Below are 23,920 nucleotides of genomic sequence, written 5' to 3'. Positions count from 1 at the left end.
CGCGGGGCGCCGCGAAGTTGCTTATCGCAAGGATAGTGCCGCGCGCGGCGCGGTGAAACGCGCCGCGCATTACCGAATATTTCATTGGTTTACGGCGTTGCGCGCCGCCCGCGGCATGCCGCCGCCGCGATGTGCCGCGTGCACGACACCGGGCGCCGGGGCCGCGACGCCGGTTCGCGGCCCTGTTACGGCATCTTGCAGCGGGCGGGGGCTTGTGCGGTGCGGCAGCGCCGCGCTGCGCGCGGCTGGCAGGAACCATTCGCCACGCGCATTGTCTTGCCGCGCGGTCTGACGCGGCCCGTCCGGGCGCGCGCGCAGGGCTGTTGTAATCTTGTGTAATTGTGCGGCGGCGCGCGCCGGCAGGTTGCTTTTGCCTGGGCCGCCGCGTAGAAAGTAGGTGTCGGGCGGGCCGCCGGCCGGCGCGCAGCGACGAACCGGACGACCAGCGGGAAGGCGGGGTTATGGAGACCGATCAAGAAAGCACACTCACCTATGCGCTGCTGACCGTGCCGGCGCGCGCCGCCATCTGCCGCGCGCTGCTGGAGGCGGGCGACGCGGGCATGCCCGCCAGCGACCTGGCCAGCGTGGCCGGGCTGAACCTGGCGCGTGCCAGCCACCACTTCCGCGAGATGACGCAGGCCGACGTGCTGGCCCTGATCATCCGCGACCGCCAGGTCGTCTACGCGCTCAAGGCGCGCCGCGCGGTGCGCATGGCGCTGGAATATCTCGACAGCGGCGGCATGTAGGCCGGCGCGGCGGCGCGCCGTATAATCGCCGCCGGCGGTGGCGCCTGCCCGGCGCGGTCGCGCGGTCGCGCCGCTCCGGCCGGCTTCGCCCCGGCGGTGCCGCCTTGCGCCGCCCGCCTCATCCCATCCATTCCTGCATCCCCTTGTCCATGTCCGAGCTGGAAAACCTGTTTGCCGACCTTGAAGCGCAAGGCTGGGCGGTCTCCGACGACCTGATCGGCCGCGCGCTGGCGACCCGCCTGCACGGCGAGAGCCGCGCGGCCTGGGAGGCCGGGCTGTTCCATCCGGCGCGGGTGGGCCGGGGCGAGGGCACGACGCGCGAGCCGGGCATCCGCGGCGACGCGATCCTGTGGCTCGACGACGCCCCGGCCGGCCCGGCCGTGCGCGAGTTCCAGGCCTGGGCCGAGGGATTCCGCCGGGCGCTCAACGCCCGCTACTTCCTCGGCCTGCGGCGCGAGGAATTCCACTTCTCGCACTATCCGGCCGGCACCGCATACAAGAAGCACCTCGACCAGCACCGCGCCATGCGCGACCGCCAGATCTCGCTGGTGCTCTATCTGAATGCGGAGTGGGGCGAGCACGACGGCGGCGAGCTGGCGATCTACCCGCCCGACGATGCGTGCGGCGACGTGGCCGAGAATGCGTCCGACAGCGCGTCCGACAGCGCGCCCGATAGCGCCCCCGGCGCCCCCGGCGCCGCGCCGCACCGCGTGCTGCCGCGCCTGGCGCGGCTGGCGGTGTTCCGCAGCGACCTGATCCCGCACGAGGTGCTGCCGTGCCGGCGCACGCGCTGGGCGCTCACCGGCTGGTTCCGCACCGACGCGGCCTAGCCCGCTGGGCGTGAGGCGCCCGTCGCCGCCGCCGTCGGTGCGCGGCGTCCGGCTTTTCGATTCGACCGGGGAGTGCAGGCGGATGGAGTGGAGCGACATCAGGATCTTCCTCGCGATCGCGCGGGCCGGCAGCCTGGGCGGCGCCGCGCGCGCGATCGGGCAGACCCAGCCGACGATGGGACGCCGGCTCAGGGCGCTGGAGCAGGCGCTCGGGCAGACGCTGTTCCAGCGCACCAGCGACGGCTTCGTGCTGACCGCCGAGGGCGCCGCCGTGTTCGCGCACGCGGAGCGCATGGAGGAAGAGGCGCTGGCCTTCGCGCGCCAGCTTTCCGGGCGCGGGCGGGAGCTCGACGGCATGCTGCGCGTCTCGTCGTCGGACTGGTTCGGCGTGCACATGCTCACGCCGGTGATCGCCGGCTTCATCCGCGCGCATCCGCGCGTGGCGGTGGAACTGGTGACGGACGCGCGCCTGTTCAGCCTGGCGCGGCGCGAGGCCGACCTGGTGTTCCGCATCCGCGCCTTCGACGAGGCCGACGTGGTGCAGCGCAAGCTCATGCGCATGGAATACGCGCTCTACGCGGCGCCCGGCGTGGCGCCGCCGCGCGCGGGCGGTGGCGAGGGCCACGCGCTGCTGACGCTCGACACCGGCTTCGCCGACCTGCCGGACGTGGCCTGGATGCGCCGGCTGCTGCCCGCGGCCAGGGTGGCGTTCGGCAGCAACAGCCGCGAGGCGCAGGCCCGGCTGTGCGCGGCCGGCGCCGGGCTGGCGGTGCTGCCGTGCCTGCTGGCCGAGCGCGTCGGCGGCCTGCGGGCGGTCGACCTGGGCGAGCCGGCGCCGGGCCGCGACGTGTGGGTGGGCTACCACCGCGACCTGCGCCGGCAGGGCCGGCTGCGCGCGTTCCTCGACGCCGTGTTCGAGCAGCTTGGCGATGGCGGCGCGCCGCCCGGTGCCGATCCTGCCGCCCCTCCTTCCATCCCTCCCGCCGGCTAGAAGGCCACCCGGTTGCGGCCGGCCGCCTTGGCGCGGTAGAGCGCCTCGTCGGCCTGGTGCACGAGCTGGTCCGCGCTGGCGGTCGCGTGGCAGGCCTGCGCCACGCCCACGCTCGCGCTGACGGCGATGGCGTGGCCGGCGTAGCGCACCGTCTCCGCGCGGATGGCGCCGCGGATCCGCTCCGCCACCGCGATGGCGTCGGCAAACGCCGTGTTCGGCAACAGCACGGCGAATTCCTCGCCGCCGTAGCGGGCCACGACGTCGCGGTCGCGCAGGCAGGCGGCGACCCGCTGCGCCACCGCCTTGAGCACCGCGTCGCCGCCCGGGTGGCCGTGGTCGTCGTTGATGCGCTTGAAGTGGTCCAGGTCGAAGATCAGCACGGAGAGCGCGCGGCCGGACTTGCGCCAGCGGTGGAATTCCTCCTGCAGGCGGTCTTCGATATAGCGGCGGTTGTAGAGCCCGGTCAGCGCGTCGCGGATCGACGCCTCGCGCAGCGCGTCGACGGCCTCGTCGCGCGCGCGCTGCGCGATGGCGAGCTCGGTCGCGTCGAGGATGGTCACGCACACGGCGATGACCTCGTCGCCTTCCATGAGCGGCAGGAACTCGCAGTCCTGCCGCATCCATTCGAAGTCGCACGTGACCGGCAGGTCGTGCGGGAAGCGGAACAGGTAGGGCCGGTGCTCCCACGAGGTGAACGCGCTGATCTTCAGCAGGAACACCGATTCGAGCGTGCGCCGCAGCCACGCCGCGGGCAGCTCGGGAAACAGGCCGAGCAGCCGCTGGCCCAGCGCGGCCTCCGCGCTCACGCCGCTGCGGTCCGCCATGAAGTGGTTCCACAGCGCGATGCGGTGCTCGCGGTCCACCACGAACACGCCGCAGCCCATGCGCGCCAGCGCCAGTTCGTGCAGGCGCGCCTGCTGGGACGGTTCGAGAGGCATGTCGGGGGCTCCGGGCGTTGCCGATGCTGCGGGCGGATGCCGCCGTGCTACAGGCTGTCGAGGGTCGCGTCGAGCGCCGCGCACAGCCGCCCGAACGCGCTGCGCGCCAGCAGCGCGGCCAGGCAGGCCCGGAAGCGGCGGTCCTCGATGCGGACGTGCAGGTCGAGCAGCAGCGCGCTGCCCGCGGCCGGATTGCCCGACCTGGCGATGGCGCCGACGATCTGCGCCGCGTCGGTCTCGCGCGGCACGGAGAAGGCCGGCACGCGGCCGAGCTGCCCGAGCAGGGCGCAGACGCACGCGCCCGCGAGCACGTTCGCCACTTCGGGCAGCAGGCCGCGCAGCGCGGTCCCGCCGCCTTGGCCGCACTCGCCGCACTCGCCGCTCTCGCCGCTCTCGCCGCTCTCGCCGGCCAGGTCCTGGCGCCCGTAGAGCGCCTCGCAGAGTTCGCGCGCGCCGTCGCGCGCGAAGAACACCAGGCTCTCGCCGGCGATGTCCGCGCGGAAGCTCTGGCGGAAGGCCACCATGCCGGGCATGGCGCCGAGCCGCCGCTCGATTTCCTCCTTGAGCCGCTCCGGGTCGGCCACGCCGATGCGCGGGATCGACAGCGTGACGTGGCGGCCCAGCAGGCAGGCGAGCCTGGCGCCGGCCACGCCGATGCCGGCGTTCGCCAGCGCCTGCAGCGCATCGTGCCGCGCCGCGCCGAGCACGGCCGGCGCGCGGCGCGAACTGCGCCGGTCGCGGGCGCCGTGGCCGCGTCCGGTCATGGCCGCGGCCATGCGCGCCGGCTGGCGGCAGCTTGCGCGGCACTGGCGTCGCGGACAAGCATTGGGCGTGGGACTGGGCGTGCCATGAATCTCCTCCGATCTTGACTGGGCGGCACGCGGTGGGGCTCCGCATGGGATTTGCCGGCGGCATTCGCGGCTGAACCGGCAATCCAGGCCGGTAAACAGTGACGGCGCCGGAATATCCGCGCGCCGCTCTCAATTAGATGGGGATGGCGGCGAAGAGTAAAGCGATTTGTTTTTATGCGGCATCGGTGGCGCGGCGGCGACCGGCGCGAGAAATACGGCGCGCGAAATTGGGATTGTTCTTAAACGATGACGATGCCGGAAGACGGCCGTTGCCTGCGCGGCAGTCGTCGGGCGGAGGCGGCGATGCGCTGGAAATACGGGGGGAATTTCCGCGTCTGGATGATGAAGGCGTCGAAGGCGGTTGACAGGGCGCCGGTGCGGCATCGTCCGATCCCTGTTTATTTGATGAGATTTGTCTTAATTTTTCTTAAAGGGTTTTCCATGAAAATGACGAACCAAAAACAGGGAATTCCCATGATCCGATTCCGACTCACGGGAAATGGGCCGGTTATCCGCCTTTGTTCCCCGTTTTGACTCGCGCGCCGCGCGCCACCTCCGCGGCGGCCGGCGCGCGTTAGCGCCGCGCGATTTCCACCACGAGCTTGCCCCGCGCCGTGCCGGTCTCGATGGCGCGGTGCGCCTCGGTGGCGTCGTCCAGGCCGAAGCGCCGCGGGTCGACGCGCACGGCGAGCTTGCCGGCGTCGGCCAGGCGCGCCGCCTCGCGCAGGATCGCGCCGTGGCGCGCGCGGCCGCGGCCGGTCAGCAGCGGGAGCAGCGTGAAGACGCCCGAGTACGTCGCGGCGCGCAGCGACAGCGGCGCCAGGCTGTGCGTGCCCCAGCCGAGGCAGCTCACCACGTGGCCGCCGCAGGGGCGCGCGGCGAGGAAGGCGTCGTCCAGCACCTTGCCGCCGACCGTGTCGTAGACCACGTCGAAGCCGTCGCCGCCGGTGTACTGGCCGACATACTGCTCGACCGTGACGGCGGCGAAGTCGATCGCGGTCGCGCCATAACCTTCGATGATGTCCCGGCTGGCGGCCGAGCCGGTGGCATGGACCCGCGCGCCGGCGGCGCGGGCGATCTGCACCGCGACATGCCCCACGCCGCCGGCGCCGCCGTGCACCAGCACCGTCTGCCCGGGCTGGACGCCGGCCCGGTCCACCAGCCCCTCCCACGCGGTGATGAACACCAGCGGCAGCGCGGCCGCCTCGCGCATCGAGAGCCGGGCCGGCTTGCGCGCGAGCAGGTCGGCGTCGACCGCGGCATACTCCGCCAGCGAGCCCTGCACGCCGCCCACGCCGCCGGTCATGCCGTAGACCTCGTCGCCGGGCGCGAAGCGGGTCACGCCCGGCCCGACCGCCTCCACCACGCCGGCCAGGTCGAGGCCGAGCACGGCCGGCAGCGGCTGGCGCGCATGCGCGGCGTTGCCGGCGCGGATCTTGGTGTCGAGCGGGTTGACGCCGCTGGCGAGGATGCGGACCAGCACCTCGCCGGGGCCGGCCTGCGGCCTGGGCAGGCTGGCAACCCGGAACGGCGCGTTGGCGCGCTCGGCGACCAGGGCCTGCATGGTGGCTTGGGACATGGGGGACTCCGTTGGCAATGTCGTGGTGGATGTCCCATTCTTGTGCATGCCCAGATGAAGATAAATCAACTTATCGGCATCCCGTCCATGCAGATCTGCATGCGTGCGGCAGCGCCCTCGGTGGCGGCGCCGGCGTGGCCGGCCAACAAATTCGCGCGATCCAAGGGTAAACACGTATCAAGTCGCTGACTTGAAAACGTAAACCCCCGTCCCTATAATTAGCACTCGTTGGGTTAGAGTGCTAACAGCGCTCTCTCAGCCTTCCGATTCTGCTGGCAGCTAGCCAAAGCGGCCAGTTTTGTGAACGTAAAATCACTTTTTGTACCAAGGAGTCCGTATGAATCTGCGTCCTTTGCACGACCGCGTGATCGTCAAGCGTCTGGACAATGAAACCAAGACCGCTTCCGGCATCGTGATTCCCGACAATGCTGCCGAAAAGCCTGATCAAGGTGAAGTGCTGGCCGTGGGCCCCGGCAAGAAGGATGACAAGGGTGCTTCGATCGCGCTCGACGTCAAGGTGGGTGACCGCGTGCTGTTCGGCAAGTATGCCGGCCAGGCCGTGAAGGTGGATGGCCAGGAACTGCTGGTCATGCGCGAAGAAGACATCATGGCCGTGGTGAACAAGTAATCACGCCCCCATCCGTACAGATTTAGGAGATTCAGAACATGGCAGCTAAAGACGTAGTGTTCGGCGACGCCGCCCGCGCCAAGATGGTCGAAGGCGTGAACATTCTCGCCAACGCAGTGAAGGTGACGCTGGGCCCGAAGGGTCGCAACGTCGTGCTGGAGCGCAGCTTCGGCGGCCCGACCGTGACCAAGGACGGCGTGTCCGTGGCCAAGGAAATCGAGCTGAAGGACAAGCTGCAGAACATGGGCGCGCAGATGGTCAAGGAAGTGGCTTCCAAGACCAGCGACAACGCCGGTGACGGCACCACCACCGCGACCGTGCTGGCCCAGTCGATCGTGCGCGAAGGCATGAAGTACGTTGCCGCCGGCATGAACCCGATGGACCTGAAGCGCGGCATCGACAAGGCCGTGCTGAACGCGGTCGAAGAGCTGAAGAAGCTGACCAAGAACACCACCACCAGCAAGGAAATCGCGCAAGTCGGCTCGATCTCCGCCAACAGCGACGAAGTGATCGGCAAGCTGATCGCGGAAGCGATGGACAAGGTCGGCAAGGAAGGCGTGATCACCGTCGAAGACGGCAAGTCGCTGGCCGACGAGCTGGAAGTCGTGGAAGGCATGCAGTTCGACCGCGGCTACCTGTCGCCGTACTTCATCAACAACCCGGAAAAGCAGGTTGTCGCCCTCGACAACCCGTTCGTCCTGCTGTTCGACAAGAAGATCTCGAACATCCGCGACCTGCTGCCGGTGCTGGAACAAGTGGCCAAGTCGGGCCGCCCGCTGCTGATCATCGCTGAAGACGTCGAAGGCGAAGCCCTGGCGACCCTGGTGGTGAACAACATCCGTGGCATCCTGAAGACCGCCGCCGTCAAGGCTCCGGGCTTTGGCGACCGCCGCAAGGCCATGCTGGAAGACATCGCCATCCTGACCGGCGGCGCCGTGATCGCCGAGGAAATCGGCCTGACGCTGGAAAAGGCGACCCTGCAGGAACTGGGTCAAGCCAAGCGCATCGAGATCGGCAAGGAAAACACCATCATCATCGACGGCGCCGGCGACGCAGCCTCGATCGAAGCGCGCGTCAAGCAGATCCGCGCCCAGATCGAAGAAGCGACCTCGGACTACGACCGTGAAAAGCTGCAAGAGCGCGTGGCCAAGCTGGCCGGCGGTGTTGCCGTGATCAAGGTCGGCGCAGCCACCGAAGTCGAAATGAAGGAAAAGAAGGCCCGCGTGGAAGATGCACTGCACGCGACCCGCGCAGCCGTGGAAGAAGGCATTGTCCCCGGCGGCGGCGTGGCCCTGCTGCGCGCCCGCGCTGCCATCGCCAACCTGACCGGCGACAACGCCGACCAGAACGCCGGCATCAAGATCGTGCTGCGCGCGATGGAAGAGCCGCTGCGCCAGATCGTCCTGAACGCCGGCGAAGAAGCCTCGGTCGTGGTGGCCAAGGTCATCGAAGGCAAGGGCAACTACGGCTACAACGCCGCCACCGGCGAGTACGGTGATCTGGTGGAAATGGGCGTGCTGGACCCGACCAAGGTGACGCGCACCGCGCTGCAGAACGCCGCTTCGGTCGCTTCGCTGATGCTGACCACCGACTGCGCCGTGGCAGAACTGCCGAAGGACGAGTCGGCTCCGGCAATGCCGGGCGGCATGGGTGGCATGGGCGGCATGGACGGCATGATGTAAATCTGCCGGCCCGCCGCACAGGCAGCCTGCTTTACCCGCATTACCCGCAGTAGCAAAAACCCCCGCTGGCGCGAGCCGGCGGGGGTTTTTGTCTTTGGCGGCGGCGTCTTACGTGGATTGGCCCGGACTCGCGCGGACGCTCAGATCTCCACCGTGAAGCACCAGTCGAAGGCGGGGTTCTCCGGCTCGCCGGTCTGGCGGCGCACGTAGCCGCGCGGGTTGCACACCACGCGCGCGCCGTCGAGCCGGTAGTCGAAGCCCGTGTGCGTATGGCCGTGGACCCACAGGTCGGCCTGGGCGACCAGGTCCGGGCGGCGCGAGATGAAACCGGCGGACACCACGTCGTGCGAATAGCGCGGGTCCAGGCTGCCGAGGTCGGGCGCGTGGTGCGTCACCACCACGGTCTTGCCACCGAACGGCGCGGCGAGCTGCGCCGCCAGCCAGGCGCTGGCCGACTCGTGCAGCGCCAGCGCGTCGGCCGTGGTGAAGCGCCGCCGCTGGCCGTCGTCCCCGTCGGTCTCGATCAGGCGGTGGTCCACCATGCGGGCCGCGCAGGCCAGCATCGCCTCCTCGCGCCGGCCGGTGCCGAACAGCGCGTAGTCGCTCCACCAGGTCGTGCCGATCACGCGCACCCGCTCGCCGCCGGCGCCGTCGAAGTACGCCACCGCGCCGTTGAGCACATGCACGTTCGCCGAGGCCCGCGCGGCGTCGGTCATGGCGGCGTCGGCCGCGTCGAATGAGCTCTCGTAGTATTCGTGGTTGCCCGGCACGTAGACCACCGGCTGGGCAAAGGCGTCGGCGGCCCAGTCCACGCCGGTGCGGCCGTTGGCGATGTCGCCGGCCAGCACCACCAGGTCGGCGGGGCAGGCGGGCATGGCTGCGGGGAAGTCGTGCTCGAGGTGCAGGTCGCTGAGGATGCGGATCTTCATGCTGTCTCCATGCCGTGCGCGCGCCGGGGCGGGGCGCGCGTATCCGCATGGATTCTTCAGAAAAGGGCGGCCGCGGTCAAGCGCGGCCGCATGCCGGGCCAGCCTGTTTGACGCGCCGCGCTCAGAAGACGCGGGGAATCATGCGGGAGCGCACGTTACTCTTGTAGCTGCGGTATGCGGGATCGTCGGACAGGAGCTTCTCCTCGCGGATGATCCGGATACCCTGGAGCAGGAATTGCCCGGCAAACACCAGGAGGTTCTGCATGCCGAAGTTGGCCAGCAGGAAGCCGATGTCGGTCACGAAGTAGCCGAGATAGATCGGGTGCCGCACGAACCGGTAGGCTCCCCTCGAGACGATGCCGCGGTTGGCCGGCAGTATGCCGAACGAATAGCGCAGCGACGCCTTTGCGAAGATCTGCCACCCCAGCCCGGCGATCTGGAGGCCGGCGCCGATCGCCTCCGGCACGACCCGCGTGCCGGGCGCGAGCTGGAAGGCGAGGAAGTAGTAGGTGCCGGCAAGCGAGCACAGCACGGCAACGGGATTCCAGTCGCGCCGCGCCGGCGCGCGCACCACCAGCGACAGGCCGAGCGTCAGGCACTCCGCCACCACCATGAGCAGCAGCGTGACGCGGGTCGGGTCGGCCATCCACTGCTTGATCGCAGCGAAGGCGAACATCCCCAGCAGGAAGGCGGTGCTGCCCCGCAGGCAGGCTTCCAGCGCCGCGTCGCGAAGGCGCAGCAGCGGCGGCAGCGGGTCGCGCGCGAGCGCGCGTGCGAGTGGGATGGACTTGCTGTCGATCATGATGCCTCCGGCGTGTCGTGTGTGCCTCGGTGTGCTTCGGTGCGCGTCGATGCGCGCTGTGTGCTGCCTATCTGGAGATCCGCAGGATCTCCGACGCCAGTTTCGAGAAGCAGGGCTTCAGGTTGTCGATGGTCTTGGCGTAGCAGTACACGCCGGAGGTCTGGTTCTTGTTGTAGAGCGGCGCGTCGGTGGTGTTGGCCATGTTCTTGAGCAGGCCCTCGTCGAAGCCGCCGTTGCCGTCCAGCCCGAGCGTGAAGATGTAGACGTTGTTGTCGCGCAGGTAGGAGGCCATTTCGATGGGCACGTTGGTGGCCGCGTAGTAGACGTTCTGCGCCGAATAGGCCGACGTGACGGTGTACGGCACGCTGGTGGGGTAGATCGCGTATTGCTGGTCGGCGGCGTTGTGCGCGTTGTACCACTGCGGCATCGCCATCGGCTGCGTCACCGTCGTCGTCACCGTGCCGTTGCGGCGGCCGTTGTTGGTGTCGCCGGTGGTGGTGGTCGTGCTGAGGCTGGCGCAGGCGCCGGACATCCTGGTGTTCTGCTGCGAGATGACGTAGAACCCGCTGAGGCTGCTGCCGGGCGAGGTGGCCGTGATGCCGCCGGCGCATACCGTGTTGGTGGGCACCGGCGCGCTGGTCGTGGTGGTGGTCGTGCAGTTGCGGTTGCAGTTGGTGGTGACGGCGGTGGTCGTGACCGTGCCCATCTTGTAGCTGGCCGACAGCGTGTTGGGCTGGCCGTCGGAGAAGAACACCACCACGCGCAGGCTGGAGCGGTTGCTGGTGATGCTGTCGAGCTGCGCGCGCGCCTGGTAGAGCGCCTCGGCGTAGTTGGTGTTGCCGCCGTTGGCCAGATTGCTGATGGTGTTCTGCATGTTGGGGCGGTTGAAGCCCCGGGTGGTGGTGCTGATCGGGATGTCGGACAGGCCGCCCGAGGCGAAATGCACGAGTCCGACGCGGTCCGACGACGGGCTGAACTGGTCGAGGAAGCTGTTGGCGTTGGACTTGACCGTGCTCCACACGGGCGACATCGAACCCGACGCGTCGATCACGAAGATCAGGTCGAGATCCCGGCGGATCGACTGGGCCGTCGTGGCGACCGCCACGTTGTTGAAGCCGAGCACCTTCATCAGCGTGAGCGGCATGGTGGCCGACGCCGAGACGTTGATGGTGACCGCGCCCGAGGTCGGGGTGTCGAACAGCACGCTCGGCGTGGCCATCGCCGGCACGGCCTGCAGGTAGCCGCTCGGGAAGTTGGCGTCGAAGAAATCCTGCGCCGCCTGCCGTGCCGCGGCCGCCTGGTCGGACTGCGTGGTGCCGTTGGTGACGGCGCGGGCCGCCGCGACCGCGGCGGAGTCCACCGCGGCGTTGAGCTTGGCCTTGGTCACGTAGGCCATGCCCGCGTCGACCGCGAGCCCGGCCGCGCCGAGCAGGCCGATCATCGTCATGGCGGCGATCAGGGTGATCTGGCCGCGCTGCCTGCCGGTGCCCGGCGCGCGCGCGGTTCGCAGTGTCGTTGCGGGGCTTCTCATGGCGGCTCCTTGCGTCGTGGTCTCGCGGCGGCAGTCAGAATGACGTGACCGAATACAGGTTGGGGCCGATGTCCGGCATCCTGAGCAATCCGATGGTCAGCCCCTTGAACAGCATGTCGAAGTTGTAGTAGGACTCGACCACGTAGGCGATCTGGCCGTCGGTGAGAAGGCCCGTCATGGCGTTCGCCGTGGGCGACGTGCTGCCGCCGGCGGGCATGCCGCCGCAGCTGCCGTCGTTCTGCCACTGGCCGGTGCCGCCGCCGCAATTCCACACCTTGCTGTCCGGCGCCGAGCCGCCGAGCGACCAGCCCCCGGCCCAGCGGTACTGCTCGAGCACGATGTTGCGCACGGCACAGTTCGAGCCGCTCTTGTTGCACTCGTTGTCGCCCATGATCTTGGTGATGTAGATCATGCCGCGCTGGCTCATCTTCAGCGGCGGCGTGGTCTGCGCCAGCGCGACCATGATGTCCTGCGGCGTATAGGAGGCGCTGCGCGAGGCGAGGCTGGCGCCCTCGCGCGTCAGGTTGACGAGGATCAGGTTGGCCTGGATGGCGCGCGCGAAGTCGATCACCGGCAGCGTGAGGAAGATGAAGATCGGCAGCAGGATGGCGAACTCGATGCTGGCGATGCCGCGCGCGGCGCGCCTGCGCGGAAGGGGGCGGATGCGGTTCATCAGAAGGCCTCGTTGCGCATGGTGGCGGCCACGCTGAACGTGTACTTGCCGCCCGTGGAGGAGAAGAACGCGGCCACCATCGGCGTGACCAGCGGCCAGGCGCAGTTGACCTGGATCACCACGAGGTCGCCCGCGCCGCCGAACATCGTGTTGCCGCTGGCCTGCGAGCTGCCGTTGACCCAGGTGGTCACGGTCGCGTTCGACATGTCGTAGATGCCCAGCGAGGCGTCGTGGATCCTGGCCAGCACGGCCTGGTAGCGCTGCTGGGCGGCGTTGGCCGGATCGAGGGTGTTCTGGCCGGTGATGGCGAAGCGCGCGCCCTCGCGCACGGCGTTCTGCATGGCGAGGTTGGCGAACATCATCATGCTGAAGTCGATGATGGAGAAGAACACCAGGAAGAACACGGGCGCCACCAGCGCGAATTCGACGGCGCTGGCGCCGCGCTGGCGCAGCCGCCCGAAGATGGCCGAAGGTTGCATGGTAGGTCCTCCTGTCCTGGGTTGTGCCCGCCTGGCGCGCCCGCTGTGTCGCCGCGCGGCCCGGGTTGCCTATTGGTTGTTGCCCATCATGAACGGGATCAGCGAGCGGTAGAACTGGATGGCCGGCGAGCCGAGCAGCACCACGAACAGCGACGGCAGGATGAACAGCGTCAGCGGAAACAGCAGCTTGACGGCGATCTTGGCCGCGCATTCCTCGGCGCGCTGGCGCCGCTTGGTGCGCAGCGTGTCGGCATGCACGCGCAGCGAGTCGGCCACGCTGGTGCCGAAGCGGTCGGCCTGGATCAGCATGCTGACCAGCATGTCGATGTCCTCCACGCCGGTGCGCAGCGCGAAGTTGCGCAGGGCCTTTTCGCGCGACAGGCCGGCGCGCAGTTCCAGCACCAGCAGCTCGAGCTCTTCGCCGAGGGCGCTGTTCTCGCCGCGGAATTCCTCGACGACCTTGAGCAGCGCGGCGTCGAGCGCCAGCCCGGCCTCGACGCAGACCGTGATCAGGTCGAGCGTGTCGGGGAACGCTTCGAAGATCGCCTGCTTGCGCACGCGGATGCGCCGGCGCAGGACCAGGTCCGGCAGGTAGAAGCCGGCGATGGCGGCGGCCAGCAGCGCCGCCGGCAGCAGGCGCGGGTTGTCCTCGCTGACCACGCCGCGCGTGAGCACCAGCACCAGCAGCGGGAATGCCACCGCCAGCACGGTCTTGGCGGCGAAGTAGACCGCGATCGCCGACGGGCTGCGCCAGCCCGCATTCATGAAACGGATGCGGATGGTGGAGGATTCCCAGCCTTCCTTGGGCAGGGCGAGCCTGGCCAGCGGCCTGGACAGCCGTTCCAGCTTGCGCATCCAGTCGTCCTGGAGCACCGAGGGCACGCTGTCCGCGCCCGCGGCCGACTTGCTCACCTGCGAGATGCGGCGCCGCAGGATGTCGGGCTGGAACAGCATCATGGCGGCCAGCGTCACGCCGAACGCCACCACGAAGGCGAGGATCAGGATCAGGATTTGCTCGATTGGCATGATGTGTCTCTCCCGGTTCTTCTGGCGGCGGCTACATGTGGATGCGCACGATCTTGCGCATCCACAGCAGGCCCAGCAGCATCAGCAGCACGGCATATCCCACGATCCACGGCCCGATGGGATCGTTGGCGAGCGGATCCAGGAACGTGGGGTTGAGCAGGTACATGGCCCCGGCCAGCGCGAACGGCAGCACGGCCAGGATGATTCCGGAGAAGCGCCCTTCGGCCGAGAGCACCCGCACCTGCCCCAGCAGCTTCATGCGCTCGCGGATGATGCGGGCGACGTTGCCGAGAATCTCCGCCAGGTTGCCGCCGGACTCGCGCTGGATCAGCACGGCGATCACCAGGTAGCGCAGGTCGGGCAGCGGGGCGCGCGCGGCCATGTTGTTGAGCGCGTCGTGCATGGACGCGCCGAAGTTCAGCTCGTCGAAGGTCAGGCGGAACTCCGCGCCCAGCGGATCGGGCAGCTCGTCGCCGGCCATGTCCAGCGCGCTGGAGAAAGAGTGCCCGGCGCGCAGCGCGCGGCTGATCAGGTCGGCGCCTTCCGGAAGCTGCGTCTCGATCAGCTGGAGGCGGCGACTGCGGCGCCGGAGCACAAACCAGAGCGGCGCCGCCGTCGAGCACAGGGCGGCGATGCCCACCGCCGGGGCGGGAAGGCCCATCAGCATGCCGAACGCGCAGATCGCCAGCGCGGGCAGCAGGTTGAAGCAGAGAAACGTCGACACCGTCCAGTTGAGCCCCGACTGCATCAGCAGCCGGTCGAGCGCGTGGATGCGCGGCAGCAGGCGCAGCAGGCTGGCGAACGACGCCGAGCTGCTCAGGGCGCGCTCCTTCATGATGGACGACGACTGCTCCTGCCAGCCGGCCTGGACCGCCGCGCGCACGCGGCGCCCCAGGCGCCGCGCGCCGGCGCTGTGCTTGCTCTGCCACCACTGGTAGCCGGCCACCACCGCCAGCACGATGGCGATGAAGAGCGAGAGGCCGAAGGCCGCGAAGGTCTGGTTCATGGCGTGATCTCCTGGACGGTGCGCGCGCGGCTCATACCTCGAAGCGCATCGAGGGCTCGAACAGCCGTTCCGGCACGTTCACGCCAAAGGCCTGCAGGCGCTCGCAGAAGTGCGGCCGCACGCCGGTGGCGCAGAAGTGTCCCTTCACGCGGCCCTCGGCGTCCACGCCGGTGCGCTTGAAGGTGAAGATCTCCTGCATGTTGACCACGTCGCTCTCCATGCCGGTGATCTCCTGCACGCTCATCAGCTTGCGGCGGCCGTCGGTCAGGCGCGAGACCTGCAGCATCACGGTGATGGCCGAGGTGATCTGCTGGCGCATGGTGCGCGGCGGCAGCGACAGGCCCGCCATGCTGATCATGTTCTCGAGCCGGGTCAGCGCGTCGCGCGGGGTGTTGGCGTGGATGGTGGCGAGCGAGCCTTCGTGGCCGGTGTTCATCGCGTGCAGCATGTCGAGCGCCTCGGCGCCGCGCACTTCGCCGAGGATGATGCGGTCGGGGCGCATGCGCAGCGCGTTCTTCACCAGCGCGCGCTGGGTGATCTCGCCGCGGCCTTCGATGTTGGGCGGGCGCGTCTCCAGGCGCAGCACGTGGTTCTGCCGCATCTGGAGTTCGGCCGCGTCCTCGATGGTGACGATGCGCTCGCTGGCCGGGATGAAGCCCGACAGGATGTTGAGCATGGTGGTCTTGCCGCTGCCGGTGCCGCCCGAGATCAGGATGTTCAGCTTGGCCTTGACCATCGCCTCGATCAGCTGCGCCATCGGCGGCGTGAGCGTCTGCAGCTCCACCAGGTCCTTGACCATCAGCGGATTGACCGAGAAGCGCCGGATCGAGAGCAGCGGGCCGTCCACCGCCGAGGGCGGGATGATGGCGTTGACGCGCGAGCCGTCGGGCAGGCGCGCGTCCACCATCGGGCTCGACTCGTCGATGCGCCGGCCCACGCGCGACACCATCTTGTCGATGACCTTCATCAGGTGCGCGTCGTCGCGGAAGGTCACGTCGGTCAGCTCGAGCTTGCCGCGCCGCTCCACGTAGACCTGCCTGAAGGTGTTGACCAGGATGTCGGAGACGGTCGGGTCGGTCAGCAGCGGCTCGAGCGGGCCGAAGCCGAGCATCTCGTCGCGCACGTCCGACACCAGGCGCTTGCGCTCGCTCTCGTTGATCGGGATGTTGCGCTCGTCGATGATGCGCTCGACCAGCAGGGCCAGCTCGCGGCGCACCTGGTCGGGCGCGAGGCGCTGCAGCTTTTCCAGTTCCACGCGCTCGATGATGGCTTCGTGGATTTCCATCTTGAGCTGCTGGTAGGCGGCGTTCGCGGTGGGGGCGGCGGGGCCGACGCGCTCGGCCACCGTTTCGCCGGCCTTCTCGTAGAGTTGTTCGCGCAGTGACATCTCGTTTCTCCGTGGCGCGTCGCGCGCCGGTATCTGGGTTGCCGGGGCGGCCGTCGCCGCGATCCGTTCAGGCGTGCCGCTCCACCGGCATGGCCTGCCCGGCGCGTTCCCTGCCGTGGCCGAGCAGCTTGCGCAGCAGGCCGTCCTCCTGCTTCGCGGTGTCCGGGAACACCGCGTCCACCATCTGCGCCAGCGCGCGCGCGATCGGGCTGCGCTCGGCGAGCTGCAGCACCGGCACGCCCTGGTTGCTGGCGTCGCGGGCCGGTTTGAGGTCGGACGGCAGGATGTGCGCGACCTTGCCGCCCAGCGTTTCTTCCAGCGTGCGCACGCTCACCGGCGAGTGCTTCTCGAACTCGTTGATCACCAGGTGCAGGCGGTCGGCGGGGTAGCCCAGCGAGCGGAAGATCTCCATCAGGCCGCGGCCCGCGCGCAGGTAGGGCAGGCTCAGCTGCAGCACCGGGTAGATGGTGTCGCTGTGGTCCAGCACCATGATCGAGGACGGGTTGATGTCCTGGCCGATGTCGAAGAGGATCACGTCGTAGGCCGGGCGCACCAGGTCGAGGATGTTTTCCAGGTGGGCGGACTTGATGTCGCCCGCCTTGACCGGATCGCCCGCGCCGGCGATCACGTCGAAGTTCGGGTGCGCATGCGTGATGCAGGCATCGAGCAGCGCCAGGTCGAGGCGCTCGACCTGCTGGCAGATGTCCGCGAGCGTGGCCGGCGGCGCCTTGTCCGTGACCAGGAAGGCGCCGTCGCCGAACTGCTGCACCAGGTCCACCAGCAGCACGCGCTTGCCGCGCCGGGCGGCGATGGCGTAGCCGAAGTTGGCGGCGACGAAGGTGGTGCCGCTGCCGCCCTTGCAGGAGGCAAAGGTGAAGGTGCGCGCCTCGGCGTGGCTGCCGTTGAGCGGCTTGACCGCGAGCCGCTCCAGTTCCCCGTTGAACTCGCGCGGGTCCAGCGGCCAGCGCAGCACGCTGCGGATGCCCATGCGCATGGCGCGCATCAGCAGCTCGGCCGACGGCGACGGCGTGACCAGGATGCAGGGCACGTCGCCGGGCTCCGGGAAGCGCTGGCGCAGGCGTTCCAGCACGTCGGCGCTGAAGTCGTCGGCCTGCAGGATCAGGAAGTCGGAGGGATGGATCAGCCCGGCCATGCCGAGTGCCTTCTCCGGGTCGGCGCAGACCAGCTGCAACTGCCTTTGCGTGGCGGCCTGGCCGGCCATCGAAGACATCTGCCGGGCCCGCGCCTCGTCGGCCGAGACCAGAATGAGCTTTGCCATCACTGTTTCTCCCAGATTGTGTTGTGCCTGGCGGCCCGCGGCGGCGTTGCAGCGGGCCGCCGCATGTCACCGCGTGCCGCCATCGGGTCAGGGCGCCGACGAAGCGGACGAAGTGCCGACGCCGATCGCGTACGCATTCGTGTCCGCGGGCGGATTGCGGAACGACGTGTTGTAGCGGTCCATCGCGAAGGTGGCGCTGCGCGCGTCGACGCCGGTGACGGGGTCCGCGTTCAGCGAGGCATCGGGATTGAGCGTCTGCATGGCGCGCACGATGCGCACGGCTTCGCCGAAGTGGGCGTCGTACACCGGCGTGGTGGTCATGCAGCCGGCCAGTCCGGCGGCCGCGCCCGCGGCGGCGGCGGCCAGGGCGAGCCGCGCGCAGCGGGCGGCGAGTGTGCGGATGTCCATGATGTTTCCCCTGTTCATTGCGCGGCATCGGCAGGCGTTGCCGTGCCGGCGATGGTCGGCGCCGGCGCGGCCGCGTCGGCGCTGTCGCGCGGGCCCGCCATCGGGTCCTTGCTGGTGGTGGGCGCGGCCGGGGCGGGCGCCATCGGCGCGGCCGGCGCGCTGACCGGCGCCGGCAGCGGCGCGCCGGCGGGCGCTCTCGGCGGCATGACCACGTCCGGATGGCCTTCCATGTTGCCGTTGATGAAGACCTCGCCCGGGGTGGGCCTGCCGAAGGAGTCGGTCGGCATCGGGTAGTTGGCCGGCAGCGGCTTGACCAGGCGCGGCGTGACCACGAACAGCAGCTCGCTCTTGTCCTGCTGGAAGTTGGTGCTGCGGAACAGGTTGCCGAGGATCGGCAGTTCGCCGGCGCCCGGCAGGGCCTTGAGGCTGCCCGTGACGTTGCTCTTGATCAGGCCGCCGATGGCGAAGCTCTGTCCGTCCATCACCTGCAGCGTGGTGGACGCGCGGCGTGTGGTGATCAGCGGCAGGATGGTGCTGCCGCTCAGGTTGGGCGCCGAGAGCGCGACGCCGGTGGGCGACAGCTCGGACACCTCGGGCGCCACCTTCAGGTTGATGCGGCCGTTGGCCAGCACCGTCGGCGTGAAGCGCAGGCCGACGCCGAAGGTCTCTTCCTGCAGCGTGATGGTGGTGCCGCCCGCGCTGGAGGCCTGCGGCACCGGGATGAAGACCTTGCCGCCGGCCAGGAAGCTCGCCTCCTGCCCGCTGATCGCCATCAGGTTGGGCTCGGCCAGCACCTTGACCAGGCTGTCGCCCTTCTGCGCGTCGACCTGGAAGTTGAACGGCAGGTTGTTGTGCTTGATGCCGGTGATCACGCCCGCGCCGCCCGAGAGGAAGTTGGCCAGCAGGCCGAAGCTCCAGCTGCCGAAGGCGCCGTTGAGGTTGGACGCGGCGCCGAGCTGGTCGATCAGCGTCTTGGACACCTCGGCCACCTTCACTTCGAGCATCACCTGCTGCGGCGAATCCACCGTCATCATGTTGATGATGCGCTGGCTGCGCAGCGGCTGTCCGCCGGCGTTGCCGGTGCCGGCCATGCCCATGCCCATGCCGCCCATCGGCATGCCGTTCATGGCCAGCATGGGCTGGCCGGGCGCGCCGAAGCCTTGCGGCGGCGCCTGCAGGGGGCCGCGCGTCTGGCGCACGACAAAGGCGTTGGCGATGTCGATCACCATCTGGGCCACGGTGGAGTCCGGCACGTTGCCGGTCAGCACCAGGCTGTCGGCGGCGGCGGACACGCGCACGCCGCGCGCGCCGGGCAGCAGGTCGTGCAGGGTCGACTGCAGGCCGCCGGGGTCGGCGCCGACCGTCACGTCGATGACCGTGCAGTTGCCGCTCTTGCCTTGCACGATCATGTTGGTGGTGCCGACATCCAGGCCGAGCAGGTAGAGCGTCTGCGGCGACACCAGCATGGCCTGCACCACGCCGGGATTGCCCAGCGTGCGCGTGCGCACCGGCTCGGGCAGCGGCAGCATGCGCGACTTGCCCACCGGCACCGCGATCTGCTGCGGCTCGCGCGCCGCGCCCATGCAATTGGGCCCGCGGCTGACGCCGGCATCGCTCGGCGGCGGCGGTACGCTGGCCGCGCCGATGGTGAGCTGGATCGGACCGTTGGCGGCGAGCTTCATCGCCTGCGGCGCAGCTTGTGCTGCCTGCGCGGCCTGTGCCTGGGCGGCGCCCGCCGCGCCCGCATTCCCCGTCGCGCCGGCGGTGCCGGCGGCCGCGGCATCGGCGGCCCGGGCCTGCTCGCTGCCCAGCCAGACGCAGGTCATCGACAGCACGGCGAGCGCGGTCAGGTTCAGGCGTGAGGGGCCGTTGCGCGGCGCGCGGCCGCGCGGGCTGCCCTCCTGGGTATGGTGTCGGTCCATTTGATTTTCCCCCCGGTTGTTGACCCCAGTGGCTGGGGCCGGCATCTGGCGTCGTCGGCGTCCGTGCCTTAGAAGCATTCCTGGTTTTGCTGCATGCCGCTGATCACGCCCACGCAGTTGCTGGCGATCTTCTTCTCGGTCAGTCGCTGCACGACCTGTATCACCTTGGCCACCGGCGCCGGGGCCACCGCGGCCTTGAGCACGGGCTCGTTGAGCAGGCTGCGCTTGGTGGCGCCGGCGGTGTCGACCGGGCGCGGGTCGACCTGATTGCGCAGCACCAGCGAGAGCGTGCCCACGCTGCGCGCCAGGTCGAGCTTCTCGGCTTCTTCCGGCGAGACTTCCAGCGTCACGGCATTGACCACCTTGGGCTTGGTCTCGTCGCGGTTGACCTCCTGCGCGATGGCCAGCACCAGGATCTTCTCGAGCACGATCTTGGAGATCGACTGCTCGTTCTGCGTGGCGCCCTCGCTCCTGGCCTGGTCTTTCTGCGTGTTGACGATGATGTCGACGAAGCTGCCCGGCAGCGCGAAGCCGGCCACGCCCACCACGTCGTTGACGCGCACGGTGATGGCGCGCTTGCCCTCGGCGATCACGGCGGAGAGGCCGCCGCGCGTGCCGACGGGCGTGAGCTTGGATTCGAGGATGGGCTCGCCGCGCATCACGCTGGCCTTGGTCACGCGGCCGTCGATCAGCTTCTGGTCGGTCAGCGCGCCGGGCGGCAGGCTCTCGCGCGGCCAGTCCACGACCTTGACGAACTCGGGCGCGAGCCGCTGGCCGAGGTTGATGTCGGTGCCGGCCACCACCACCTTGGTGACGCTGCCCGAGCTCTGCTGCATCATCCAGCGCGAGGCCAGCACCACCGCCGCCAGCCCGGCCAGCGCCGCCACCAGCAGCATCACGATTGCGCGTACGTTTCTCATTTGATGGTCCTCCCCAGTGTGGATCCAGGCATCGGCGCCGCCGGCGAGGCGCGAGTGCCTCCCCTGGCCCTGGCGCCAGTTCCGTTCATCGTCGTCGTCGTTGTTGTTTTGTCTTTGTCTTTCGTGGCGGGGCCGTGCGCCCGGCTCGTCAGAGCACGCCCGTCATCACCAGCACCACGCCGCCCGCGATCGCCACCGCGTAGGGCAGGCGGGCCGCCGTGGTCAGCTTGTCCCTGCCGGCCAGATTGGCCCGCAGGCCGAGCGGCAGCCACAGCAGGCGCGTGCCGATCCCGGACAATGTCTTTCTCACCCGCTTGCGCATCAGCATGACGGCCAGCGCGAGCAGCCCTCCCACGGCGAAGCTCGCGATGGCGATCTCCAGCGCCGCCTGCGGTCCGGCGAAGGCGCCGATGCCGGCCATCAGCTTGGCATCGCCGGCGCCCACGGCGCCGAGCAGGTACAGCGCCAGGTAGGGCGCGAATCCGGCCAGCGCGCCGGTCAGCCAGGCCTGGGCGCCCTGGCCTGGCCCGTGCAAGGTCATCTGCAGCGCCAGCGCCAGCAGGAGTCCGGCCGCGACCAGCCAGTTGGGGATACGGTGGCTGCGCATGTCGCTGGCGGCGGCAAGTCCGGCCAGGGCGAGCAGGTATCCGCTGGTAAGAGGGTCAAAGGTACTCATGGCATCCTCGTTGCATGAAGCGCGTGACGGCGTGATACCGAGGCATTCGCGGGCAGGCAGCGCGCGGCCCGGTCGGATTCGGATCCGGCCGGGACGCGCGGGCGGCAGGCTCAGGCGGCCGCCGTCGTCAGCGCCGCCTGGATCTTCGACCAGATGCTGCCGACCGCGGTGGCCAGGGCCGGGCCCGACACGATCATGACCAGCGCCACGAACGCCAGCAGCAGCGCATATTCCACGCCGGCAGCCCCGTCTTCTTCACGCGCAAAACGCTTGATGCCTTCGAACATGGTGTTCATGTCCTTCTCCTTTACGTCATGGTTCAAGGGGAAAAAGCGCCCGCTGAGAGTCGGGCACAAGATTCGGCCGGTGGTGCCGGCCGTGGCCAAGCCAGGGGGATTCCTCGATGACGCGTGCGCGGTGGCGCAGCAGCGATGCAAGCATCGCCGCCTCCCCGTGGCGCTACGCGACAAGGCGGGCCTCCCGGCTCCACCAGTCTTCAGGGAACCGTGTGGCTGGGTGCCAGCCGCGGGTTCTCACCCGGCGCGGTCGCCGCTTGCTGCGGCTTGTTGCGCTGGTAGGTGCCGCGAACCGGTTCTGACCTCCCTCAGGAACCGGTCCGCGCCTGAAAGTGCTGCAAGACTGCCTGTGATCGCCGCCGCGGCGCGTTGCTCGTCGCCGCTGCGGCGTGGGCCGTGGAAACAAAGATTGCGCCGGCCCGCCGCCAAACCTCCCCGCGAAACGGCTGCCCTGTCACGGCAACCGCTTCACCCCCGTTTTCAATGCTTTGTCGTGATGCCGGGGCTGCCGGATTGCACCGGCTTGGCCCTGGCATCCTCGGCGTACCGTGTTGTCTTGTTCCCGGTCGCTCTGGTCTTTGTAACGGGCATAAGAGCGACGAACATGCCAGTGAACTTAAGTAATTGATTTGATTGGTGATGTTTTTGAGCTACTTGTAACTTGACGCGGTTCTTGTAACAGGATGTTTCCCTGGTGTTACTGTGGCGCGGTGCTGCCGTGCCCGGCCGGATCGCGCGGGCCGGCCGCGTAGTGGCGTGACCGGCGCCTGGCGGCGCGATCAAGTGCATGACAAGGCGCGCTCGTCGTGTTTTCAGGCAAAATCGTGCCCGGCGGGGTCGGGTAAGCGCGCAGGCGCATCCGGGTGGTGGAGCAGCCGCCGCACCGTCGCGCAAATGGTTTCATGCGCGATACGGCGGGGCCCGGAGCGGGCCGCGTGGGCCAGCGCACGCTGCGCCGCGCGCATGCCCGCCGGCGGTGCGGGCAACGCGCGTCCGGATGAGGCCGGCGCCAAAAGCTGTAGCCGCGCTGTAGTCGCGCGGTAGGCCAACGTGGGCCGGCGCACGCCCGGGGCGGCGCTTTCTCGCTCTGTTGGATGAGGCAGGAACTTCTTACAAATCGGCCCGGTGACGGCGATTTTGGTTGCAGTCCTGATACATTGCTCGCCGCCACGATGGCGGTGGGCTATCGTCGCCCGATTTTCCGCCGGCGCATGGGCCTCGACGGGTACCGTTTGCGGCATTCAAGGGAGAAGCCAGCAATGCACGACAGCAATAACGATTTCCCGGTGCCGGCCTCGGCCGCGCCCGCCGCGCAGCCGAGGCCGCTGCGGTTCGAGTTCGTCGGCTCGGGCTCGGAGTACTTCCGCATCTGGATCGTCAATGCGCTGCTGACGATCGTCACGCTGGGCATCTACTCGCCCTGGGCCAAGGTGCGCACCATGCAGTATTTCTACCGCAACACGCGGCTCGACAACGCCAGCTTCGACTATCACGGCCGCCCCACGGCCATCCTCAAGGGCCGGGCCATCGTGTTCGCGCTGGCGGCGGTGTTCCAGCTCACCGGCCACGTCTCCATACTGCTGTCGCTGGCGCTGGGCCTCGCGCTGGCGCTGGTGTTCCCGCTGCTGCTGGTGCGCTCGCTGCGCTTTCGCATGGCGAACTCCAGCTACCGCGGCCTGCGCTTCGCCTTCACCGGCGGCGACGCCGAGGCCTACAAGGTGTTCCTGCTGTGGCCCGCGCTCGCGGTGCTCACGCTCTATGCGCTGGCGCCGCTGGCGCACCAGCGCTTCAAGCGCTACCAGCACAACCACACGCGCTTCGGCACGGCGCCGTTCGCCATCGATGCCGCCGCGGGCGGCTTCTACGGCGTGTACCTGCGCGCTTTCGGCATGATGGTGGCGGTGGGCGTGCTCGCCGCGGTCGTCGTCGGCGTGCTCGGCCATGCCCTCGGCGGCAGCGCGGGCGGCGCGGCGATGGCCTTCCTGGCGGCGGTGGCGGGTTTCTACGTGGCGCTGCTGTCGATCGGGCCGTTCTTCATGGCGCGCCTGCAGAACCTGGTGTGGAACCACACCACGCTGGCGCCGCATGCGTTTCGCAGCGAGGTCAGGGCCGGGCGGCTGTTCTTCATCTTCTTCACCAACCTGATCGCCACCGTGTTCACGCTGGGCCTGTTCATGCCGTTCGCCAAGGTGCGCTCGACGCGCTACCGGGTCGAGAGCATGACCATGCTGGCGGCGGCGCCGCTGGATGCCTTCGTGGCCGGCGAAACCCAGCAGGTCGGCGCGCTTGGCGACGCGGCGGTGGACTGGTACGACATCGACATCGCGCTGTGAGCCCGCCG

Annotated in this window: 24 protein-coding genes; 7 read left to right on the top strand and 17 right to left on the bottom strand. The window is 69.3% G+C overall.

The window, feature by feature from the left end; all coding sequences use genetic code 11:
* Nucleotides 1–461 precede the first annotated feature (461 nt).
* The 3 genes from AC3WXD_RS15475 (at nucleotide 462) to AC3WXD_RS15465 (ending at nucleotide 2,567) form a co-directional block, all read left to right on the top strand.
* Nucleotides 462–746, top strand: coding sequence for a winged helix-turn-helix domain-containing protein (locus AC3WXD_RS15475; protein WP_020206761.1), 285 nt, complete (start codon nucleotides 462–464; stop codon nucleotides 744–746).
* A gap of 149 nt (nucleotides 747–895) precedes the next feature.
* On the top strand, nucleotides 896–1,576 hold the full coding sequence (locus tag AC3WXD_RS15470) for a 2OG-Fe(II) oxygenase (RefSeq protein WP_492324106.1): 681 nt from the start codon (nucleotides 896–898) through the stop codon (nucleotides 1,574–1,576).
* A gap of 82 nt (nucleotides 1,577–1,658) precedes the next feature.
* A complete protein-coding gene (locus tag AC3WXD_RS15465) occupies nucleotides 1,659–2,567 on the top strand; it encodes a LysR family transcriptional regulator (protein WP_492324105.1) in 909 nt (302 codons plus the stop codon).
* On the opposite strand, the gene AC3WXD_RS15460 is transcribed toward AC3WXD_RS15465, so the two are convergent.
* Nucleotides 2,564–3,505, bottom strand: a complete 942-nt coding sequence (locus tag AC3WXD_RS15460) for a GGDEF domain-containing protein (RefSeq protein WP_020206764.1) — start codon at nucleotides 3,503–3,505, stop codon at nucleotides 2,564–2,566. The genes AC3WXD_RS15465 and AC3WXD_RS15460 overlap by 4 nt on opposite strands.
* Before the next feature lie 47 nt (nucleotides 3,506–3,552).
* Complete coding sequence (locus AC3WXD_RS15455) at nucleotides 3,553–4,269, bottom strand: hypothetical protein (RefSeq protein WP_492324104.1); 717 nt, start codon at nucleotides 4,267–4,269, stop codon at nucleotides 3,553–3,555.
* Nucleotides 4,270–4,602: 333 nt separating this feature from the next.
* On the opposite strand from AC3WXD_RS15455, the gene AC3WXD_RS15450 reads away from it, so the two are divergent.
* Nucleotides 4,603–4,890, top strand: coding sequence for a hypothetical protein (locus AC3WXD_RS15450; RefSeq protein ID WP_492324103.1), 288 nt, complete (start codon nucleotides 4,603–4,605; stop codon nucleotides 4,888–4,890).
* Nucleotides 4,891–4,930: 40 nt separating this feature from the next.
* On the opposite strand, the gene AC3WXD_RS15445 is transcribed toward AC3WXD_RS15450, so the two are convergent.
* Nucleotides 4,931–5,935, bottom strand: a complete 1,005-nt coding sequence (locus AC3WXD_RS15445) for a zinc-dependent alcohol dehydrogenase family protein (protein WP_492324102.1) — start codon at nucleotides 5,933–5,935, stop codon at nucleotides 4,931–4,933.
* A 337-nt stretch (nucleotides 5,936–6,272) separates the two neighbouring features.
* On the opposite strand from AC3WXD_RS15445, the gene groES reads away from it, so the two are divergent.
* Complete coding sequence (gene groES, locus AC3WXD_RS15440) at nucleotides 6,273–6,563, top strand: co-chaperone GroES (RefSeq protein WP_017225479.1); 291 nt, start codon at nucleotides 6,273–6,275, stop codon at nucleotides 6,561–6,563.
* A 38-nt stretch (nucleotides 6,564–6,601) separates the two neighbouring features.
* Nucleotides 6,602–8,245: a chaperonin GroEL gene (gene groL, locus AC3WXD_RS15435; protein ID WP_059410720.1), complete on the top strand. Its 1,644-nt coding sequence runs from the start codon at nucleotides 6,602–6,604 to the stop codon at nucleotides 8,243–8,245.
* Between the two features lie 140 nt (nucleotides 8,246–8,385).
* Here groL and AC3WXD_RS15430 read toward each other — a convergent pair whose 3' ends face one another.
* The 14 genes from AC3WXD_RS15430 to AC3WXD_RS15365 all read right to left on the bottom strand — a co-directional run bounded on the left by AC3WXD_RS15430 (nucleotide 8,386) and on the right by AC3WXD_RS15365 (nucleotide 21,579).
* Complete coding sequence (locus tag AC3WXD_RS15430; protein WP_020204517.1) at nucleotides 8,386–9,174, bottom strand: metallophosphoesterase; 789 nt, start codon at nucleotides 9,172–9,174, stop codon at nucleotides 8,386–8,388.
* A gap of 121 nt (nucleotides 9,175–9,295) precedes the next feature.
* Entirely contained in the window at nucleotides 9,296–9,976 is a 681-nt protein-coding gene (locus AC3WXD_RS15425) for a methyltransferase family protein (RefSeq protein WP_020204518.1), read from the bottom strand.
* A gap of 67 nt (nucleotides 9,977–10,043) precedes the next feature.
* Nucleotides 10,044–11,507: a vWA domain-containing protein gene (locus AC3WXD_RS15420; protein ID WP_492324101.1), complete on the bottom strand. Its 1,464-nt coding sequence runs from the start codon at nucleotides 11,505–11,507 to the stop codon at nucleotides 10,044–10,046.
* A gap of 34 nt (nucleotides 11,508–11,541) precedes the next feature.
* Nucleotides 11,542–12,180, bottom strand: coding sequence for a TadE family protein (locus AC3WXD_RS15415; protein WP_020204520.1), 639 nt, complete (start codon nucleotides 12,178–12,180; stop codon nucleotides 11,542–11,544).
* Nucleotides 12,180–12,659, bottom strand: a complete 480-nt coding sequence (locus tag AC3WXD_RS15410) for a TadE/TadG family type IV pilus assembly protein (RefSeq protein ID WP_020204521.1) — start codon at nucleotides 12,657–12,659, stop codon at nucleotides 12,180–12,182. The genes AC3WXD_RS15415 and AC3WXD_RS15410 overlap by 1 nt, the downstream gene beginning before the upstream one ends.
* A gap of 69 nt (nucleotides 12,660–12,728) precedes the next feature.
* A complete protein-coding gene (locus tag AC3WXD_RS15405) occupies nucleotides 12,729–13,685 on the bottom strand; it encodes a type II secretion system F family protein (RefSeq protein WP_492324100.1) in 957 nt (318 codons plus the stop codon).
* Between the two features lie 31 nt (nucleotides 13,686–13,716).
* The gene (locus AC3WXD_RS15400) at nucleotides 13,717–14,691 is read right to left on the bottom strand and encodes a type II secretion system F family protein (protein WP_020204523.1); all 975 of its coding nucleotides are present in this window, start codon (nucleotides 14,689–14,691) and stop codon (nucleotides 13,717–13,719) included.
* 31 nt (nucleotides 14,692–14,722) lie between these two features.
* Nucleotides 14,723–16,078 (bottom strand): TadA family conjugal transfer-associated ATPase, encoded by a 1,356-nt coding sequence (locus tag AC3WXD_RS15395; RefSeq protein ID WP_020204524.1) that lies wholly within the window; start codon nucleotides 16,076–16,078, stop codon nucleotides 14,723–14,725.
* 67 nt (nucleotides 16,079–16,145) lie between these two features.
* The gene (locus tag AC3WXD_RS15390; RefSeq protein WP_020204525.1) at nucleotides 16,146–17,357 is read right to left on the bottom strand and encodes a CpaE/TadZ family protein; all 1,212 of its coding nucleotides are present in this window, start codon (nucleotides 17,355–17,357) and stop codon (nucleotides 16,146–16,148) included.
* A gap of 87 nt (nucleotides 17,358–17,444) precedes the next feature.
* Nucleotides 17,445–17,765, bottom strand: coding sequence for a hypothetical protein (locus AC3WXD_RS15385; protein ID WP_020204526.1), 321 nt, complete (start codon nucleotides 17,763–17,765; stop codon nucleotides 17,445–17,447).
* Between the two features lie 14 nt (nucleotides 17,766–17,779).
* The gene (locus AC3WXD_RS15380) at nucleotides 17,780–19,687 is read right to left on the bottom strand and encodes a type II and III secretion system protein family protein (protein ID WP_492324099.1); all 1,908 of its coding nucleotides are present in this window, start codon (nucleotides 19,685–19,687) and stop codon (nucleotides 17,780–17,782) included.
* Between the two features lie 68 nt (nucleotides 19,688–19,755).
* Complete coding sequence (gene cpaB / locus AC3WXD_RS15375; protein WP_059410725.1) at nucleotides 19,756–20,607, bottom strand: Flp pilus assembly protein CpaB; 852 nt, start codon at nucleotides 20,605–20,607, stop codon at nucleotides 19,756–19,758.
* Between the two features lie 148 nt (nucleotides 20,608–20,755).
* A complete protein-coding gene (locus AC3WXD_RS15370) occupies nucleotides 20,756–21,283 on the bottom strand; it encodes an A24 family peptidase (protein WP_059410726.1) in 528 nt (175 codons plus the stop codon).
* 110 nt (nucleotides 21,284–21,393) lie between these two features.
* Complete coding sequence (locus AC3WXD_RS15365) at nucleotides 21,394–21,579, bottom strand: Flp family type IVb pilin (RefSeq protein WP_020204530.1); 186 nt, start codon at nucleotides 21,577–21,579, stop codon at nucleotides 21,394–21,396.
* Nucleotides 21,580–22,838: 1,259 nt separating this feature from the next.
* Between AC3WXD_RS15365 and AC3WXD_RS15360 the strand changes: the two genes are divergently transcribed.
* Nucleotides 22,839–23,912 (top strand): YjgN family protein, encoded by a 1,074-nt coding sequence (locus AC3WXD_RS15360; protein WP_492324098.1) that lies wholly within the window; start codon nucleotides 22,839–22,841, stop codon nucleotides 23,910–23,912.
* Nucleotides 23,913–23,920 lie beyond the last annotated feature (8 nt).

It is taken from the genome of Cupriavidus sp. FW216-B1, from assembly GCF_058789195.1.
Note: the sequence above shows the minus strand (reverse complement) of the source record. Positions and strands in the feature narration are given on the sequence as shown.